Origin of the sequence: Pseudaminobacter soli (ex Li et al. 2025), assembly GCF_029892515.1 — a bacterium.
Classification (GTDB): Bacteria; Pseudomonadota; Alphaproteobacteria; order Rhizobiales; family Rhizobiaceae; genus Pseudaminobacter; species Pseudaminobacter soli_A.
The window spans coordinates 1601172-1619112 of sequence record NZ_JARXVF010000001.1 but is presented as its reverse complement, the minus strand read 5'-3'; the positions used below and the strand labels follow the sequence as shown (position 1 = coordinate 1619112).

Below are 17941 nucleotides of genomic sequence, written 5' to 3'. Positions count from 1 at the left end.
GCGGCTCTTGTTTTGGTCCGGGGCCTACGCCTAGTCGGCGATGCCACTAGTTCGTGCTCGAGGCCACCTTCTTGTCCTGGCCCTTCAGCTGGCTCCAGGCGTTCTGCTGGGAAAGTATGCCGCGCAGGTAGGCGACATTGGCCTGGGCCTGGTCGGGCGAAAGCTCTGCCCGGGCAATCTGCTCTGCTTCGTCGAAACGGCCCTGAAGGCCGACCACCAGCGCCAGATTCTGGCGCACGCGGCTGTCAGCGCCGGGGGCGGCGGCAGCCTGCCGCATATAGGTTTCGGCCGCCCTGAGGTCGCCTTCGAGCACATAAGACATGCCGAGATTCGACAGGATCGACGGCTCGTTCGGCTTGATGTCCAGCGCCTTTCGATAAAGCTGCCGCGCATCCTGGGCCTTGCCGAGTTGGTCGAGGATCGCGCCTTCGGCCGAAGCCAGGCGCCAGTCCGGATATTCCGGCGTCTGTGCGCGGCGCACGGCATCCAGTGCCGGCTCCAGCTGACCGTCGGCGGCAAGCGCCTTGCCATAGGCAGCCAGAACTTCGCGATCCTTGGGCTGGCTGATGGCCAGCTTGCGCATGACCGCCAGCGACTGGTCGGACTGGCCGTTCATCTGCAGCACGCTTGCATAGCGCAGGGCGACGGATTTCTCGGCGGGGTTTCGAGCGTAGGCCATGCCGAGCGAGTTGGCGGTGCTTGCCAGTTCGCTGGACGACATGCTTTCCAGCGGCTTGCTCGACACCTGCGAGATCGAGCCGGTCGACATCTTGTCGGTGGTGGCGCAGCCGGCGACGCTTGCGGCAAGCGCCAGCAGAAGCGCTGCTGCCGTCATCCGCTTTCCCGTTGTCCTGGTTGCGTGAGTGAACAGCATCGGCCCCTGATCTCCATCCTGCCGGCACGTCGGCCAACTTTCCTCATGGAGAAATATTCCGTTAACCCTAACGACAAGTTAACGATGCTGCCCGGTGCGGCGCTCCCGGAGCCTCTTTCTTGTGTCGCCTTCGTTGCGCCCGGGCGCCGCCGCTTCCGCGCCACCTCCTTCTCTCATCTAAAACATAATTGGCCTGCATAGGCGTCGATCAAGAGCGCCCGGGATGTCGCGCTTGACGTCAAGCAGTCATAACAAGGAGAAGTCTGAAATGATCAACAGACGCCAAATGCTTGTGGGCTCTGTCATTGGCGCCGCGAGTCTCGTGCTTCCCGAAGGGCTGGCGCTTGCGAGCCCGGCTTCAAAGGGGGCTCTGTCCGATCCCGAAATTCCGGTTCTTGGTAATCCCAGGGGCAATGTCACGATCGTCGAGTTCTTCGACTATCAGTGCATCTACTGCAAGTGGAGCTATCCGGACATGATGAAGGTGATCGAGCGCGATGGAAATGTGCGTCTGGTCATGAAGGACTGGCCGGTCTTCGGTCCGGCCTCGGTTCGGGCTGCAAGCATGGTGCTCGCCGCCAAGGAAAGCGGCCAGTACAAGCAGGCTATGCGGGCGCTGATGGCCACCAGGTCGCGGCTTCAGGACAGCAGCATCGACAGCGCCTTGGCCAGCGCAGGTCTTGATCCGGCAGCCCTCAAGGCCACCGTCCAGAAGCGTTCGGACCACATCGGGCGCATCCTCAACCGCAACCTCGCCCAGGCGCGCTCCTACGGGCTGCGCGGCACACCCTCCTTCATCGTCGGTGGCAAGGTCTATGGCGGCTTCCAGAGCGAGGGGGCGCTCGAAAAGGCCATTCAGGCGGCGCGAGGAGCTTGAGCCCCTCATTCCGGCGCGCTGGCTGCTTTGCATAGGCGCGCCTCAAGGGTAGAAAAGGCAGCGATGCCGACGGCGTCGGGCAATGCGCCCGCGTCGTAAATCTTTGCCCGATCAGCCAAGGAACCCTTGCATGCCACTCGCCCTTACCGACAAGAAGCCGAAGCAGTCACGCCCGATCCATCTGGTCGCCAAGGGCGGGCTGGACGGAGCCGGGCTCGATCTTTCGGCATTGGCCTGGGCGCAGCAGAATGGCTTTTCGGGCGAGGCCGGCCGCACGCTGGTGCTGCCCGGTTCGGACGGCGCCGTATCCGGCGCGCTGTTCGGCCTCGGCAATGGCGGGGAGGGGAATGGCGCGCTGGCGCTGGGCGCATTGGCCCGCAGTCTGCCGGAGGGCGACTGGCACTTTGCCGAGACGCCGGCCAGTCCCTCGCTCGCTGCCCTCAGCCTCGTGCTCGGCGGCTATGTCTTCACCCGCTACGGCAAGAAGCCCGGCAAGGACTTGCGCCTTTCGCTGCCCGCGGGCGCCGATCGCGCCGAGATCGAACGCGTTGCCAACGCCGTCTTCACGGTGAGGGACCTCGTCAACACGCCCACCAACGACATGGGCCCTGATGTGCTGGAAGCGGCGGTGCGCCGGCTCGCCAAGCAGCACAAGGCCAAGGTCGAGGTGATCGAGGGCGATGAGCTCCTGAAGCGGAACTTCCCGATGATCCATGCCGTCGGCCGCGCCTCGGCCACCGCGCCGCGCCTCATCGACATGGTCTGGGGCAAGAAGGATGCGCCGAAAGTGACGCTCGTGGGCAAGGGCGTCTGCTTCGACACCGGCGGCCTCGACATCAAGCCGTCGAGCGGCATGCTGCTCATGAAAAAGGACATGGGCGGCGCTGCCAATGTGCTGGGCCTCGCTTCCATGATCATGGCCGCCGACCTGCCCGTGCGCCTGCGCGTGCTGATCCCGGCGGTGGAGAATTCCATCGCTGGCAACGCCTTCCGCCCCGGCGACGTGCTGCCGAGCCGCAAGGGCCTGACCGTCGAGATCGGCAACACCGACGCTGAAGGCCGGCTGATCCTTGCCGATGCGCTGGCGCTGGCCGACGAGGAGGCGCCGGAACTGCTGATCGACATGGCAACCCTGACCGGTGCCGCCCGCGTGGCGCTGGGACCGGACCTGCCGCCCTTCTACACCGACGACGATGCGCTGGCCGCGGAACTCGCGACGGCAGCGACCGAGGTCGAGGACCCGATCTGGCGCATGCCGCTCTGGAAGCCCTACGACGCCAAGCTTTCGTCGAAGGTGGCCGACATCAACAATGTCACCACCGACAGCTTCGCCGGCTCGATCACGGCGGCGCTGTTCCTGCAGCGCTTCGTCGAGAAGGCCAAGAGCTGGGCGCATTTCGACATCTTCGCCTGGAACCCCAGCGAGCGCCCATATGGCCCGGCCGGCGGCGAGGCGCAGGCCATCCGCGCGCTGGAGCGGGTGATTTCGGCTCGCGTCGGCTGATCCCTGTTTTGCGCGGACTGAAACGGAACCGAAACGTTTTCAGCGCATTCTCGGGCGCATGGCAGTCCATTTGCGTCCGAGCCAGGCTTTGCGACTTTGGCAACAGGTTTCCCTTGCCGAAGTGCGCGATGACGCGCTCGATCTGACGGTTCGGCAGATGGCGATCTTGCTCACCATCTATCTCGATCCGCCGCCGCACACGGTGCGCGGGCTCGCCGCCCGGCTCAACGTCACCAAGCCGGTGATCACGCGCGCGCTCGACACCATGGGCGCGCTGAAGCTGGTCTCGCGCCACCGCGACGAGCTCGACAAGCGCAACGTACTCATCAAGCGCACCGTGGAAGGCGCGCTCTATGTCGAACGTTTCGGCGATGCTATCATCGCCAAAGCAATGGAGTTGCCGATTTGACTGCCCACGACCGCCGCCTGCATGCTTTCCGTGCAGACCTCGCCGACGCCCGCCTCAAGGGCCAAGTTTCCGCCGAACGCTTCGTCACCGGCCGCCCGGCGCGGATTACCGCCTCGGTGGCCGACGTCAAGAAGGAGCCGCGCGCCGATTCCGGCATCGACACGCAACTGATCCATGGCGACGACGTGCTCGTCTTCGACGAGACGCCGGGCTGGGTGTGGATGCAGTGCGAGCGCGACGGCTATGTCGGCTATGTCGCTGAAGCCGATATCGGCCCGCGCGAACATGCGCCGACCCACCGGGTGATCGCGCCGCGCAGCTTTATCTATCCGGGCGCCGACCTGCGCTTTGCCCGCGCGGGCGAGCTGTCCATGGGCTCGCTCGTCACCGTGGTCGGCCATGCCGAGACGCGTGGCACGCGCTATGCGCTGCTGCCTTCCGGCCAGGCCGTCATCGGCTCGCATCTTGCGCCGCTCGACCACGCTGCAGACGATTTCGTCGCGGTGGCCGAAAAGCTCATCAACACGCCCTATCTGTGGGGCGGCGTTTCGGGCTTCGGCATCGACTGCTCGGGCCTTGCGCAGCTTTCGCTGCTGATGGCCGGCCGCAAGGTGCTGCGCGATTCCGACATGCAGGCCGCCAGCATTGGCGAGCCGGTTGCGACGGGCGAGGATTATTCCGGCCTGCAGCGCGGCGACCTCGTCTTCTGGTCGGGCCATGTCGCGATCATGACCGATGCCGAGAACATCATTCACGCCAGCGGCAATACCATGATGGTTACCCGCGAGCCGTTGAAGGATGCAATCGAGCGCATCCTCCCTCAATACGGCGCGCCGTCGGTCTTCCGGCGGCTGTAGGGGCGCTTTCCCTCCCATTTGAGGGGGTGAGGAGTGTTGGCCGAAGGCCACGAAAAGCCAACGATTTGGCTTTTCGAACGACGAACGCCCGGAGCCATAGCGGAGGGCAGGCCCTGCCCACTTCATCCCGCCCTCGTGGTTCGAGGCTCGCCCTGCGGGCTCGCACCTCACCATGAGGGCTAACGGCGGCGCCACCTCCGTCTCCCGTGGTTACGGCTGCGCTCACCTCTCTCATTCTGAGGTGCCGCGCCAACCGTCCTCATCCTGAGGTGCTCGCCCGGAGAGCGAGCCTCGAAGGACGCACCTATTCATCGCCACGCCCGGTTTTCACCGTTGGGAGTCGCCCCCGCCGCCCACAAGGCGGGGGCGGGGAACCAAAGTTCGGTAACGCGATCTGTCTCAGTAACCGGCTGCGCGGTTGACCACGTATTGCAGCTTCTCGCCGCGCTCGAAGGCGTCCATCTGCTTGAGCATGGGCGGAGCGAGGTGCTCGGGGTCGGAGCTGGCAGCCGCATGCGGCGTGAGGAACACTTTCGGGTGCGACCACATCGGGCTCGTCTTGGGCAGCGGCTCGACCTCGAACACGTCAAGGCTCGCCTCCTTCAGCGTGCCGTCGTCCAGCGCGCGCAGGATGTCGGCGTCCTTCTGCAGCTTGCCGCGGCCGGCATTGATCAGCACCGCGCCGTCGAGCCCGTTGCGGCGGCGCAGGTGGCGCAGGAGGTCGTAATTGATGATGCCTTCCGTCGCCGGCGTATGCGGCAGCAGCACCACCAGAATGTCGGTGGCGTTGAGGAAGGGAACGAGCCCATCGTCGCCGTGGAAGGTCGTCACGCCCTCCATCGGCCGGTCGGTGCGACCCCAGCCATTGACCTTGAAGCCAAGCGACAGGAGAGCCGTGGCCGCCGCCCGGCCAAGCTCGCCGAGGCCCATGATGCCGACAGCAATGTCCTCGGCCGGGCGCTGCGACGGCTCCTGCCAGAGATTGTTCTGCTGCTGGGCGCGATAAAGCGCGCCCTGGCGGTGATGGTCGAGCACCCGCCAGACGATATATTCGGTCATGTGTCGGGTGAGGTTATCGGCCACCACGCGGACGATCGGCACGTCAGGCAGGCCGGGATCGTTGAAGAGATGGTCGACGCCGGCGCCGATCGAGAAGATGGCGCGCAAATTGGGCAGCTTGGCGAGGATGTTCGGCGGCTGCTTCCAGACGACGGCATAGGTGATGGTCGGATCGGTCGCACTGTCCGGTTTCAATACGACTTCGCGCTGCTCAGAAAGCAGCTCGTACCAGTGCTGCGGGTTAAACCCGGTTACGGACAGCAAGATACGGCCCTTGTCCATGTGAACGTCCCTCTTCATTCCCAATGTTCTGCTTTTTTACTCGCTTACGACACCGGCCGGCGCCGTTTCGATCCTGAACGCGGCCGATATCAATGCACGCGTATAGTCGGTCTGGGGCCTTTCGAATATCTGGCGCGAGGGACCGGCCTCGACGATCCTGCCGTTGCGCATGACGATGACGTCGTTGGCCAGCGCCCGCACCACCTTGAGGTCGTGGCTGATGAACAGATAGGCGAGGTCGTGCTTGGCCTGCAGACCGCGCAGCAGGTCGACCACCTGCGCCTGTACGCTCATGTCGAGCGCCGAGGTCGGCTCATCGAGCATGACGAAGCGGGGTTTCAGCACCATGGCGCGGGCAATGGCGACGCGCTGGCGCTGGCCGCCGGAGAATTCGTGCGGGTAGCGGAAGCGGGTCGAGGGATCGAGGCCGACCTCGTTCAGCACCTCGACCACCTGGCCGTCGCGCTCGGCGTCGGAGAGTTTTGGCTCGTGGATCTTCAGCCCTTCCTCGATGATCTCGGCGACCGACATGCGGGGGCTGAGCGAGCCGAACGGATCCTGGAACACGATCTGCAGGTCGCTGCGCAGCGGCCGCATCTCGTTGAAGGACAGCTTGTTGATGTCGCGGCCATCGAACTGGATCTGCCCGGTGGAGGAGATCATGCGTGCGAGCGCAAGGCCGAGCGTGGTCTTGCCCGAGCCCGATTCGCCCACAACGCCCAGCGTCTGGCCGGCGCGCACGGTGAGGTCTATGCCGTCGACGGCCTTCACATGGTCGACAACCTTGCGGAAGAAGCCCTGCTTGATCGGGAACCACACTTTGACGTCCTTGCCGGACATCACGGCCTTGGCGCCCTCATTGGCTTCCGGTGGCTTGCCCTTGGGCTCGGCGGCGAGCAGGTGGCGGGTATATTCGTGCTGCGGGTTGGCGAAGATCTGCTCGGTGGGGCCGGCCTCGACGATCTTGCCCTTGGTCATGACGCAAACACGGTCGGCAATGCGGCGCACGATGCCGAGATCGTGGGTGATGAACAGCATCGACATGCCGCTGCGACGCTTGAGCTCGTCGAGCAGCTCCAGGATCTGCGCCTGAACCGTGACATCGAGCGCGGTCGTCGGTTCGTCGGCGATGAGCAACTCGGGCTCGTTGGCGATCGCCATGGCGATCATCACGCGCTGGCGCTGGCCGCCGGAGAGCTGGTGCGGATAGGCGTCGAGCCGCTTTTCCGGCTCGCGGATGCCGACGTCGGTGAGCAGCTGCAGCGTGCGCGCCTGCGCTTCCTTGAGGCTGATCGGCTGGTGCAGCCGCAGCATCTCGACGATCTGCTGGGAGATCGTGTGTAGCGGGTTGAGCGAGGTCATCGGCTCCTGGAAGATCATGGAGATCTTGCCGCCGCGCACCTGGCGCAGCTCCTTTTCGCTGAGTGCCAAAAGGTTCTTGCCGTGGAACAGGATTTCGCCCGACGGATGGCTGGCCGCTGGATAGGGCAGGAGCTTCAGCACCGACAGAGCCGACACCGACTTGCCCGAGCCCGACTCGCCGACGAGCGCCAGCGTCTCGCCCCGGCCGATGTCGAAGGAGATGCGGTCGACGGACGCTTGCGTCTTGCCGCCGTTGGAGAAGGCAACCGAGAGATCGCGGACGGAAAGCAACGTGCTCAAAGGGCAGCCTCGATATCGGTCTTGCGGAAGTCGTCGCCCTTGAAGAGGAGCTTTTCGCTTCGCGCCTTGGCAAGTGCATAGGCGAAGCAGTCGCCGAGATTGAGCCGGGCTTCGTGGTTGCCCTTGCCGAATTTCTGGTAGGCTTCGCGGGCAATTTGCGCCTGGGTCCGGGTAATCTGCGCGAGCTTTATCGCGCCCACCCGCATGACTTCGTCGAGCGCCTCGCCGGTTTCAGGGCTCTTCTTGTCAGCCTTTATCGCGGCCTCCACAAAGTTGATTGGCGAGATGAAGATGTCATCGAGCTCGTCAGCGATGGCGTGGCTATACGAATCTCCATCCTCTTCACCAAGGACAATTGCCAGCAGGGCAGAAGCGTCGACAATCATGCCGGAAGTCCATCGTCGTCATAGAGATCCGAGTGATCGCTGGTGATGCCGGGCGGTGTCGGTGGAAGGCGCGAGACGATCTCCCTGATCCGCTGATATCGCCACTCTCGTTCCTTGCTGCGCGCAAGCCTCTCCAGCCTGTCTTCCAGCGCACGTTCGATGGCCGTGGTCAGGGACTCTCCGGTTTCCCGGGCAAGGTCCCGCGCCAGCCGCTCCACCCGCTCGTTCTTGATATTCATACCCATGCCGGTCTCCATGGTAGAAATTCGGCGGAATTATACCATCCAAAGCCGCTCATCGGAACGTCTTCCTCGGGTCGAAGGCGTCGCGGGTGGCCTCGCCGATGAAGATCAGCAGCGACAGCATGATCGAGATCACCAGGAAGCCGGAGAAGCCGAGCCAGGGGGCGTTCAGGTTGCGCTGGCCCTGCTTGAGCAGTTCGCCGAGCGAAGGCGAGCCGGGCGGCAGGCCGAAGCCGAGGAAGTCGAGCGAGGTCAGCGTCGAGATCGAGCCGTTCAGGATGAAGGGCAGGAAGGTCAGCGTCGCCACCATGGCGTTGGGCAGCAGGTGCCGCAGCATGATGGTGCGGTTGGGCACGCCGAGCGCGCGGGCGGCGTTGACGTATTCGAAATTGCGGGCCCGCAGGAATTCGGCGCGGACCACGCCGACGAAGGCCACCCAGGAGAACAGAAGCATGATGCCGAGCAATATGAAGAAGCCCGGCGGCAAGATGGCCGAGATGATCAGGAGCAAATAGAGCACCGGAATCGCCGACCAGATCTCGATGAAACGCTGGAAGATGAGGTCGGTCCAGCCACCGAAATAGCCCTGGACGGCGCCGGCGCTGACGCCGACCAGCGCCGAGCCTGCCGTGAGGATCAGGCCGAACAGCACCGAGATGCGGAAGCCGTAGATGACGCGTGCGAGCACGTCGCGAGCCTGGTCGTCGGTGCCGAGCCAGTTCCAGTTGCCGATCGTGCAGTTCTCGTCGTTGACGCCCTGCGGATAGCGCTGGCAGCGCACCTCCTTGGGATAGAGCCAGGAGGGCTTTGCCGGTGCGGCCTCGGGGATCTCGTTGTTGACGGTGCGATAGCTGTAGCGGATGGGCGGCCAGATCAGCCAGCCATGGGCCTTGATCTCGTCGCTGATCACCGGGTCGCGATAGTCGGTCACGGCATAGAAGCCGCCAAACTTCTCCTCCGGATAGTCGATCAGCACCGGAAACAGGATCTCGCCCTTGTAGGAGGCGATCAGCGGCCGGTCGTTGGCGATGAACTCGGCACCCAGCGACAGCACGAACAGGACCAGGAAGATCCAGAGCGACCAGTAGCCGCGCCGGTTGGCCTTGAAGTTGGCCCAGCGGCGCTGGTTGAGCTGCGACAGCCAGGGGCGGCACGCCTGGCGGGTGACTTCTTCGACGGTTGCCATCACACGTCCCTCCGCTCGAAGTCGATGCGGGGATCGACCCATGTGTACATGAGGTCGGAGAGCAGGCTGACGAACAGGCCGATCAGCGAGAAGATGTAGAGATTGGCGAACACCACTGGATAGTCGCGGTCGAGGATGGACTTGTAGCCGAGCAGGCCAAGCCCATCGAGCGAGAAGATGTTCTCGATCAGCAGCGAGCCGGTGAAGAAGGCCGAGATAAAGGCGCCGGGGAAGCCGGCAATCACGATCAACATCGCATTGCGGAAGACGTGACCATAGAGCACCCGACCCTCCGACAGGCCCTTGGCACGGGCGGTGACCACATATTGCTTACGAATCTCTTCGAGGAAGGAGTTCTTGGTCAGCAGCGTGGTGGTGGCGAAGGCCGACAGCACCAGTGCGGCCAGCGGCAGCGTGATGTGCCAGAAATAATCGAGGATGCGGGCGGGCCACGACAACTCCTGCCAATTGTCGGAGGTGAGGCCGCGCAGCGGGAACCAGTCGAAGAACGAGCCGCCGGCAAACAGCACCATCAAAAGGATGGCGAACAGGAAGCCGGGGATGGCGTAGCCGATGATGACGACCGCGCTGGTCCAGGTGTCGAAGGAGGAGCCGTCCTTCACCGCCTTGCGGATGCCGAGCGGGATCGAGATCAGGTAGGACAGAAGCGTCACCCACAGGCCGATCGAGATCGACACCGGCATCTTTTCCAGGATCAGGTCGATCACGCTGATGTCGCGGAAATAGCTCTTGCCGAAGTCGAAGCGGGCATAGTTCCACAGCATCATGAAGAAGCGCTCTAGCGGCGGCTTGTCGAAACCGAACTGTTTTTCGAGCTTGGCGATGAATTCGGGATCGAGCCCCTGCGCCCCGCGATATTTCGAAGACGAGATGGCCGCGGCATCGAAATTGTTCATGCCGCCTTCGGCACCGCCGCCGGAAATGCGCTCGGTCGAATCGCCGCCCTGGCCGGTCAGCTTGGAGATGACCTGCTCAACCGGGCCGCCCGGCGCGAACTGCACGACGGCAAATGAGATCGCCATGACGCCGAACAGGGTCGGGATCATCAGGAGAATGCGGCGCAGGATATAGGCGCCCATCAGACCGTTACCTCGATTGCGAATGTGCTGCTGTGGTCGTCAAGCCTTGCCAATAGCTGCTGCCTTGTCCTTGTCGAACCACCACATGGCTTCGACCGGAAAGCCGAAGTCGGGTTTGGGTTCCTTGTAGCCGAACATATCCCAGAACGCCGCCCGGTGATTCGGAAGATACCAGTTTGGAATCCAGTCGAGACGCGCGCGCAAGACCCGATCCAGCGCCCTGAGCGTGGTGGTCAGTTCCTGCCGGCTTTCCGCCTTTCCGGCAGCTTCGACCAGCGCATCCACGGCCGGATCGGCGGTGCCCGGGAAGTTCCTCGAGCCCGGCAGGGTTGCCGCGCGCGAATGGAACAGGTTTTCGATGTCGTCCCGCGTCGGCGTGGCCGCGAAGGACATCGCCATCGAGATGAGATCGAAGTCGAAATTGGCCTGACGCGCCGTGTATTGCGCCGAATCGACCACGCGGATCGAGGCGTCGATGCCGATGGCCTTCATGTTCTCGATCCAGGGCGAATCGATGCGGATCCAGTCGTCTTCATCGACGAGCAGTTCCATGGTCAGAGTCTCGCCCTTGGCGTTCTGGACGAACTGGCCGTTGCGCTTCCAGCCGGCCTCGGCCAGCAGCTTTACCGCAGCGCCAAGCAGCTTGCGGTCGCGGCCCGAACCGTCCGAGACGGGCTGGATGACGGCTTCGCCGAAGGCTTCGTCGGGAATCTTGCCGCGCAGCGGCTCGAGCAGCGCGAGTTCCTCAGGCGAGGGCATGCCCTCGGCGCGATAGTCCGAGCGCTCGAAGCAGGACTGCGAGCGCTCGTAGGAATCGTAGAAGAGGTTCCGCTTCGTCCATTCGAAATCGAAGCAGAGCGCCAGCGCCTTGCGCATGCGCGGATCGCGAAAACGCTCGCGCCGCTGGTTGATGGCGGTGGCCTGCATCGAGGGGCGCCGCTCGGCGGGGAACTCGCGCTTGACGACCTTGCCCTCCTTGAGCGCGGGAAAGTCGTAGCCGGTCACCCAGACGCGGGCGGTGAACTCCTGCCGGAAAAGCACGTCGCCTTTCTTGAAGGCTTCGAAGCCGGCCTGCCGGTCGCGGTAGAACTCGATGCGGATGCGGTCGAAATTGTAGAGGCCTCGATTGACCGGCAGTTCGCGCGCCCAATAGTCCTCGACGCGCTCATATTCGATGGTCTGGCCCGCCGCGACGCGCCCCACTCTGTAGGGGCCGGAGCCGAGCGGGACCTTCATGCCGCCCCCCGTGAAGGGGTTGGCCTCGAAATAGGCCTTCGAGGCGATGGGGAAGCCCGCGACATTCAGGATGGTGCGGGGCGACTGTTTGCCGGAAAAGCTCAGGCGGAAGGTGTGCGGATCGACCGCCACCGCCTCGATCATCTGGGTGAGCGGCAGGAGCAGGTCGGGGTGGCCGTCCTGCTTGTAGAGCTTGAAGGAATGGGCGACGTCTTCCGCCGTCAGCGGCGTGCCGTCGTGGAAGCGCGCTTCCGGCCTCAGCGCGAACTCGAAAGTGTTGTGGTCGCCCGAGATGGTCACGCCTTCGGCGACCAGGCCGTAAAGCGCGTCGGGCTCGTCGAGCGCGCTCGCCATCAGCGTATCGAAGCACATTTCCATGCGCGGCGGGGCGTCGCCCTTGGCCACGAAGGTGTTCAGCGTATTGAAGGTCAGCGGGCTCTGGTTAAAGATCCAGTTGGGCGGCGAGAAGATGAAGGTCCCGCCCTTGGGCGCATCCGCGTTGAGGTAGTCGAACTGCTTGAAATCGGCGGGATATTTCAGGTCGCCGAAGGCCGAAAGTCCGTGCAGCTTGGTGCCTGTCGGCGCAGCCGCAAAGGCGACGCTCGGCAGGAGCGCGGCGGCCGAGCCGAGCGCGAGGAAGTCGCGGCGGGAGATGAGGGGGCCGCCCATCAATCCGTGCCTCTGTACTTCGCCGCCAGGGCCTTTTCCTTCTCGGGGTCGATCCACCAGGAATCGGTGTCGGCGCCAGTATATGCCGGCTGCTTCTCAGGCATGCCGAACTTGTTCCAATAGGCGTACCACTGCTTGGGCCGGTGCCACTGCGGGATGACGTAGTAGTTCCACAACAGCACGCGGTCGAGCGCATGGGTGGCGGCGACCAGGTCGTCGCGGTCGGTGGCATAGATGATGCGGTCGACTAGCGAGTCGACGACCGGGCTCTTGATGCCCATCAGGTTGCGCGTGCCGGGCGTGTCGGCGGCCTTGGAGCTCCAGAAGTCCCGCTGCTCGTTGCCGGGCGAATTGGACTGGTTGAGGATCGTGGTCGCGGCGTCGAAATCGAAATTGTTGATCCGGTTGATGTACTGGCTGGTGTCGATGACCCGCAGCGAAGCATCGATGCCGATCTTGCGCAGCGTGTTGATGAAGGAGCTGGAGATCAGTTCGTCGGTCGCGCCGCTGCCCAGGAACTCGATCTTGAATTGCTCGCCCTTGTCGTTGACCATCTTGCCGTTGCTGATTTTCCAGCCGGCTTCGGCAAACAGGCCGACCGCCTGGCGCAGATATTGCCGTTCTGCCTGCGGATTGTCGTAGACCGGCAGCTTGAATTCCTGCGTGAACAGTTCCGGCGGCAGCTGGTCCCTGTAGGCTTCGAGGATCTCAAGCTCCTTGCCCTTGGGAAGACCGCTGGACGCGAGTTCAGAGCCCACGAAGAAGCTGCTGGTGCGGGTGTTCTGGCCGAAGAACAAGGTGCGGTTCATCGATTCGAAATCAAAGGCCAGCGTCAGCGCCTCGCGCACCCGGCGGTCCTGGAACTGCGGCCGGCGCAGATTGAGCGCAAAGCCCTGCATGAAGGTGGTGGCGGTGCTGGGGAACTCCTTCTTCAGCACATCGCCGGCCTTGACGGCGGGGAAGTTGTATTCGGTCATCCACCGCCGCGAGCTGTTTTCCCGCCGTATGTCCTCGTATCCGCCCTTGGTGAAGGCCTGCCAGGCCGCATTGTCATCGGTGATATAGGTGTAGCGCCTGCGGTCGAAATTATTGCGGCCGACATTGACGCCGAGATCGGCCGACCAATGGTCGGGCACGCGCACCCAGACGATTTCCGAACCCGGCTTGAAGCTCTCGACCTTGTAGGCGCCCGAGCCGAGCGGCGCTTCCAGAGTGGGCCGCGTGATGTCGCGCTTCTTGCCGTTCTTGTCGGTGCCTTCCCACCAGTGCTTGGGCAGCACGACGAGGTCGCCCATGATCTTGGGCAGCTCGCGATTGCCCTTCTGGTCGAAGCGGAACTCCACCTCGTGGTCGCCAACGGCCACCGCCTCGGTGACGTTGGCATAGTAGCGATTGTAGCGCGGGTTGTTGGCCTTCAGCGTGTTGAACGACCAGATGACGTCCTCGACGGTGATCGGCGTGCCGTCATGCCATCTGGCCTTTGGGTTCAGGCGATAGGTCGCCGAGGAGAAGTCGTCGGGATATTTGAAGGCTTCCGCGATCATCGCGTGGCTGACGCTCGGCTCGTCGAGCGACTGTTCCATCAGCGTCTCGTAGAGCAGGCCGCCGCCGAAATCGGCAAAGCCCGCGGCGGGCGCGCCGGCGACGATGTAGGGGTTGAAGCTGTCATAGGTGCCGGTGACGACCGAGTTCAGCGTACCGCCCTTCGGGGCGTTCGGATTGACGTAGTCGTACTGCTTGAAATCGTTGCCGTATTTCGATTCGGCGCCGAGCGAGGATGAGGTGCGCCATTCATCGGCCGACGCAGTGAAAAGACTTGCCGCAAGGATGGCCGGCACAAGGCCGAGTTTGCCGATCATTTGCGTCAGCCCTGCACGCATCTTTGACCTCGCGATTTGCTGTCCGATTTGTTGCCCAATCTAACGTCCGGTGCCGGTTCGGAAACCCGTTCGGTCGCGACTATCCGCCAGCCCTAGCGGAAATCATAATAAAAAAGCCGGGCTGAACCCGGCTTTTTCATGGTCATACGATGAATTATTTCGTTACTGCGCCGGCGCCGGCTGGGCATTGCCCTCGGCGGGAGCAGCCGGAGCCGCATTGCCTTCGGCCGGAGCCGCGGGAGCAGCACCTGCCTCGGGCAGCGCCTTCGGGCTATCCGACAGCGTGCGCAGGAAGGCGATCAGGTTGGCACGTTCCTCGTCGTTCTTGATGCCGGCGAAGCCCATCGCCGTGCCCTTCACGAAGCCCTTGGGCGAGGTGAGGAAGTGGTTGAGGTTGTCGTAGGTCCAGTGGGTGCCACCGTTCTGCGAGAATTCCTTCATGCCGGCCGAGTAGGAGAAGCCTTCATGCTCGGCGACCGGACGGTCGACAACATCCCACAGATCCGGACCGACCTTGTTCGGGCCGCCCTTTTCGCCGGAATGGCAGGCTTGGCACTTCTTGAAAACGCCTTCGCCAGCCTTCGCATCGGCATGTGCAAGCAGTTCGGCGATCGGCTTGGCCTGCTCGGCAGCGGCGCCACCGGCCGCAGGTGCCTCGGCTTCTGCTGCTGCGATGGTGAAGCCCGGCTTTTCCGGAGCCGGCGAAGCGAAGATGCCGTCAGAAATCAGCGAAATGGAGTAAAGCACGAAGACGGTGCCCAACAGTCCGCCGAGAATCTTGTTCAATTCGAATGAGTCCATTCGCCCCTGGCTCCTTGGTCGTCCGATGTTGGAAACCCTCTTTCCGCACGGCCGACAGCATTATCCCTTTGCCGACCGGGGGCCGGCAGAATTTCGGCGGAAACTAGGTCTTTTGCTCGCCCGTTGCAACACCTATAAGGACGCACCCAGTGAGACGTTTTGCCACTTTCCACCGTTGCTTTTTTCGGACCTTGTGAAACTCCCATGTCGCAGCTCATCCTGATTCCCGCACGCCTGCGCGCCACGCGCCTTCCGGACAAGCCGCTGGCCGACATTTGCGGCCGTCCCATGATCGTGCATGTTGCCGACCGCGCGCAGAAGAGCGGGCTCGGCCGCGTAGTGGTGGCCACCGACGCAGCCGAGATCGCCGAGGCGGTGCGCGCCCACCGCCACGAGGCGGTGATGACGCGGGCCGATCACGAATCGGGCTCGGACCGAATTTTCGAGGCCCTGAGCACGCTCGACCCCAAGGGCGAGGTCGAAACCATTCTCAATGTGCAGGGCGACCTGCCCACCATCGATCCCGAAACGATTGCGGCCGCGCTGAGGCCCTTCGAGGACCCGGCGGTGGATATCGCAACGCTGGGCGTCGAGATCGAGCGCGAGGAAGAAAAGACCAATCCGAATGTGGTCAAGATCGTCGGCTCGCCGCGCTCGGAAAGCCGGCTGCGCGCACTCTACTTTACCCGCGCCACCGCGCCGTGGGGCGAGGGGCCGCTGTTTCATCACATCGGGCTTTATGCCTATCGCCGCGCCGCACTCGAGCGCTTCGTCAAGCTGAAGCCATCGCCGCTCGAACGGCGCGAGAAGCTGGAGCAGCTGCGCGCCCTTGAAGCGGGCATGTGCATCGATGCCGAAATCGTCGCGACTGTGCCGCTCGGCGTCGATACGCCAGAGGATCTGGAGCGCGCCCGCGAAATTCTTTCCAAGCAGGACAGGGCCTGATCATGGCTGAAAAGACCAACCGCATTTCCTTCCAGGGCGAGCCGGGTGCGAACTCCGACACCGCCTGCCGCAACGTCTATCCGACCATGGAGCCGTTGCCGTGCCCGACCTTTGAGGATGCGTTTAATGCGGTGGAGACGGGCAAGGCCGATCTCGCCATGATCCCGATCGAGAACACGATCGCAGGCCGCGTGGCCGACATTCACCACCTGCTGCCCGAATCGAAGCTGCACATCGTTGGCGAATATTTTCTGCCGATCCATTTTCAGCTGATGGTGCTGCCGGGCGTGCAGCGCTCGGAGATCAAGACGGTGCACAGCCACATCCACGCGCTGGGCCAGTGCCGCAAATATATCCGCAAGAACGGCTGGAAGCCGATGGTGGCGGGCGACACGGCGGGTGCGGCCAAGCTGGTGTCCGAGACGCAGAACCGCACCATGGCCGCCCTTGCACCGCGGCTCGCGGCTGACCTCTACGGGCTCGACATGCTGGAAGAGAATGTCGAGGACACCGACAACAACGTCACCCGCTTCGTGGTGCTGTCCAAGACCAAGCAGTGGGCCGAGCAAAAGGCCGGCGTGCCGATGGTCACCACCTTCGTGTTCCGCGTGCGCAACGTGCCGGCCGCGCTCTACAAGGCCATGGGCGGCTTTGCCACCAATGGCGTGAACATGACCAAGCTGGAGAGCTACCAGCTCGGCGCCTTCACCGCGACGCAGTTTTACGCCGACGTCGAAGGCCATCCCGATGACCAGAGCGTCAAGAACGCGCTGGAGGAGCTGCGCTTCTTCTCGCGTGAAGTGCGCATTCTCGGCGTCTATCCGGCCAACGAGTTCCGCGCCACGCAGGACGCAGACGCCTGAGGCCAGGGCGATTTCCTATGGAATGGGGATGGGCGCGTTTCGCACCCCCCCCCACCCCTAACCCCTCCCCACAAGGGGGAGGGGGATTTCTGTGCCCACACAGCGCAACATCGCAGAGGGCTTTCGCCAGGCGGAGATGAAAACCGGTTCCCCTCCCCCTTGTGGGGAGGGGTTAGGGGTGGGGGTGATTTGCGATTGCCTGGCCTTGATGCGGCCTACAGCCGCTTCGAGAACCAGTGGTCGGCGTAAGGGTTGTCGTTGAAGCGCGCGATCTCTTCATATCCTTCGCGGCGGTAGAGAGACTGCGCCTCCTTGAGCGCGCGGTTGGTGTCGAGGCACACCGTTTCGGCGCCGAAATCCTTGGCGATCGCTTCGAGCTTGCGCAGCATGCGGCTGGCAAGGCCGAGCCCGCGTGCGGCAGGCGAAACCCACATGCGCTTTATCTCGGCGGTCGTGGCGTCGATCATGCGCAGGGCCGCGCAGCCGACGGGGCTTCCGTCGAGCCGGGCGATCACGAAAGTGCCGTGCGGCGGGGTGAACTCTTCCTCGGTGGTCGTGTTGCCCTTGCCTTGGTCAAAGCCTTCCTCGAAACGCTGCGCGAGCTCGTCGAAATAGCGCGCCAGGCATTGCCGCGCTTCGCCGCTGTCGGCGGCTTCCTCGTCGAGCGTGATCGAGGCCGCGGCAAGCAGGTGCTCGACCTCCGCCATCGCGGCGACAAGCCGGCCGCGCCCGGTTTCCGAAAGCGGTTCGAGAATGGAGTTCGCCAGCTTGTCCGACAGGGCGTCATAGGCGGCGTGTTCCGCGCGGCCCTTGTCGGTCAGCGCCGCGTAACGGCTGCGGGCATCGCCATCGAGCTTGTCTACCGACACGAGCCCCTGTGCCTCGAGCGAGCGTAGCATGCGGCTGAGATAGCCCGAATCGAGCCCGAGCTTTGAACGGAGCGCGCCGAGTGCTGCGCCTTCCGGCCCGATTTCGAACAGCAGCCGCGCTTCGCTAAGCGGGCGCCCGCGGCTGAGATAGCTTTCCTCCAGCGCGCCGATCCGGCGTGTCACGGCGCGGTTGAAGCTGCGGATTTGGGTGATGCGCGGGTTGTTCATTGCCTGACGTTA

The 17941-nt window shown here is 63.8% G+C and carries 17 protein-coding genes; 6 read left to right on the top strand and 11 right to left on the bottom strand.

What is annotated here, in order from left to right:
• Positions 1-46: 46 nt before the first annotated feature.
• Complete coding sequence (locus tag M2281_RS07745) at positions 47-835, bottom strand: tetratricopeptide repeat protein (protein ID WP_280820481.1); 789 nt, start codon at positions 833-835, stop codon at positions 47-49.
• Positions 836-1142: 307 nt separating this feature from the next.
• Here M2281_RS07745 and M2281_RS07740 point away from each other — a divergent pair, with 307 nt between their 5' ends.
• From M2281_RS07740 to M2281_RS07725, 4 genes are all read left to right on the top strand, one after another.
• Positions 1143-1751 (top strand): DsbA family protein, encoded by a 609-nt coding sequence (locus tag M2281_RS07740; RefSeq protein WP_280820480.1) that lies wholly within the window; start codon positions 1143-1145, stop codon positions 1749-1751.
• Positions 1752-1881: 130 nt separating this feature from the next.
• A complete protein-coding gene (locus M2281_RS07735) occupies positions 1882-3255 on the top strand; it encodes a leucyl aminopeptidase family protein (protein WP_280820479.1) in 1374 nt (457 codons plus the stop codon).
• A 58-nt stretch (positions 3256-3313) separates the two neighbouring features.
• Positions 3314-3664, top strand: coding sequence for a MarR family winged helix-turn-helix transcriptional regulator (locus M2281_RS07730; protein ID WP_280820478.1), 351 nt, complete (start codon positions 3314-3316; stop codon positions 3662-3664).
• Positions 3661-4521, top strand: coding sequence for an NlpC/P60 family protein (locus M2281_RS07725; protein WP_280820477.1), 861 nt, complete (start codon positions 3661-3663; stop codon positions 4519-4521). The genes M2281_RS07730 and M2281_RS07725 overlap by 4 nt, the downstream gene beginning before the upstream one ends.
• A gap of 399 nt (positions 4522-4920) precedes the next feature.
• On the opposite strand, the gene M2281_RS07720 is transcribed toward M2281_RS07725, so the two are convergent.
• From M2281_RS07720 to M2281_RS07680, 9 genes are all read right to left on the bottom strand, one after another.
• Positions 4921-5862, bottom strand: a complete 942-nt coding sequence (locus M2281_RS07720; protein ID WP_280820476.1) for a 2-hydroxyacid dehydrogenase — start codon at positions 5860-5862, stop codon at positions 4921-4923.
• 36 nt (positions 5863-5898) lie between these two features.
• Complete coding sequence (locus M2281_RS07715) at positions 5899-7524, bottom strand: ABC transporter ATP-binding protein (protein WP_280820475.1); 1626 nt, start codon at positions 7522-7524, stop codon at positions 5899-5901.
• Positions 7521-7910 carry a type II toxin-antitoxin system VapC family toxin gene (locus tag M2281_RS07710; protein ID WP_280820474.1) on the bottom strand — a complete coding sequence of 130 codons (390 nt, stop codon included), beginning with the start codon at positions 7908-7910 and terminating at the stop codon, positions 7521-7523. Before M2281_RS07710 ends, M2281_RS07715 begins: the two co-directional genes overlap by 4 nt.
• Positions 7907-8155, bottom strand: coding sequence for a type II toxin-antitoxin system VapB family antitoxin (locus tag M2281_RS07705; RefSeq protein ID WP_280820473.1), 249 nt, complete (start codon positions 8153-8155; stop codon positions 7907-7909). The genes M2281_RS07710 and M2281_RS07705 overlap by 4 nt, the downstream gene beginning before the upstream one ends.
• A gap of 49 nt (positions 8156-8204) precedes the next feature.
• A complete protein-coding gene (locus M2281_RS07700; protein WP_280820472.1) occupies positions 8205-9338 on the bottom strand; it encodes an ABC transporter permease in 1134 nt (377 codons plus the stop codon).
• Complete coding sequence (locus M2281_RS07695) at positions 9338-10438, bottom strand: microcin C ABC transporter permease YejB (RefSeq protein ID WP_280820471.1); 1101 nt, start codon at positions 10436-10438, stop codon at positions 9338-9340. Before M2281_RS07695 ends, M2281_RS07700 begins: the two co-directional genes overlap by 1 nt.
• A 39-nt stretch (positions 10439-10477) precedes the next feature.
• A complete protein-coding gene (locus M2281_RS07690; protein ID WP_280820470.1) occupies positions 10478-12343 on the bottom strand; it encodes an extracellular solute-binding protein in 1866 nt (621 codons plus the stop codon).
• On the bottom strand, positions 12343-14223 hold the full coding sequence (locus tag M2281_RS07685) for an extracellular solute-binding protein (RefSeq protein ID WP_280820469.1): 1881 nt from the start codon (positions 14221-14223) through the stop codon (positions 12343-12345). The genes M2281_RS07690 and M2281_RS07685 overlap by 1 nt, the downstream gene beginning before the upstream one ends.
• Positions 14224-14385: 162 nt before the next feature.
• A complete protein-coding gene (locus M2281_RS07680; protein ID WP_280820468.1) occupies positions 14386-15024 on the bottom strand; it encodes a c-type cytochrome in 639 nt (212 codons plus the stop codon).
• A gap of 204 nt (positions 15025-15228) precedes the next feature.
• On the opposite strand from M2281_RS07680, the gene M2281_RS07675 reads away from it, so the two are divergent.
• Complete coding sequence (locus M2281_RS07675) at positions 15229-15969, top strand: 3-deoxy-manno-octulosonate cytidylyltransferase (protein WP_280820467.1); 741 nt, start codon at positions 15229-15231, stop codon at positions 15967-15969.
• 2 nt (positions 15970-15971) lie between these two features.
• Positions 15972-16832, top strand: a complete 861-nt coding sequence (locus M2281_RS07670; RefSeq protein ID WP_425537684.1) for a prephenate dehydratase — start codon at positions 15972-15974, stop codon at positions 16830-16832.
• Positions 16833-17047: 215 nt separating this feature from the next.
• Here the strand turns inward: M2281_RS07670 and M2281_RS07665 are convergent, their stop codons facing one another.
• Positions 17048-17929: a bifunctional helix-turn-helix transcriptional regulator/GNAT family N-acetyltransferase gene (locus M2281_RS07665; RefSeq protein WP_280820466.1), complete on the bottom strand. Its 882-nt coding sequence runs from the start codon at positions 17927-17929 to the stop codon at positions 17048-17050.
• Positions 17930-17941: the final 12 nt, after the last annotated feature.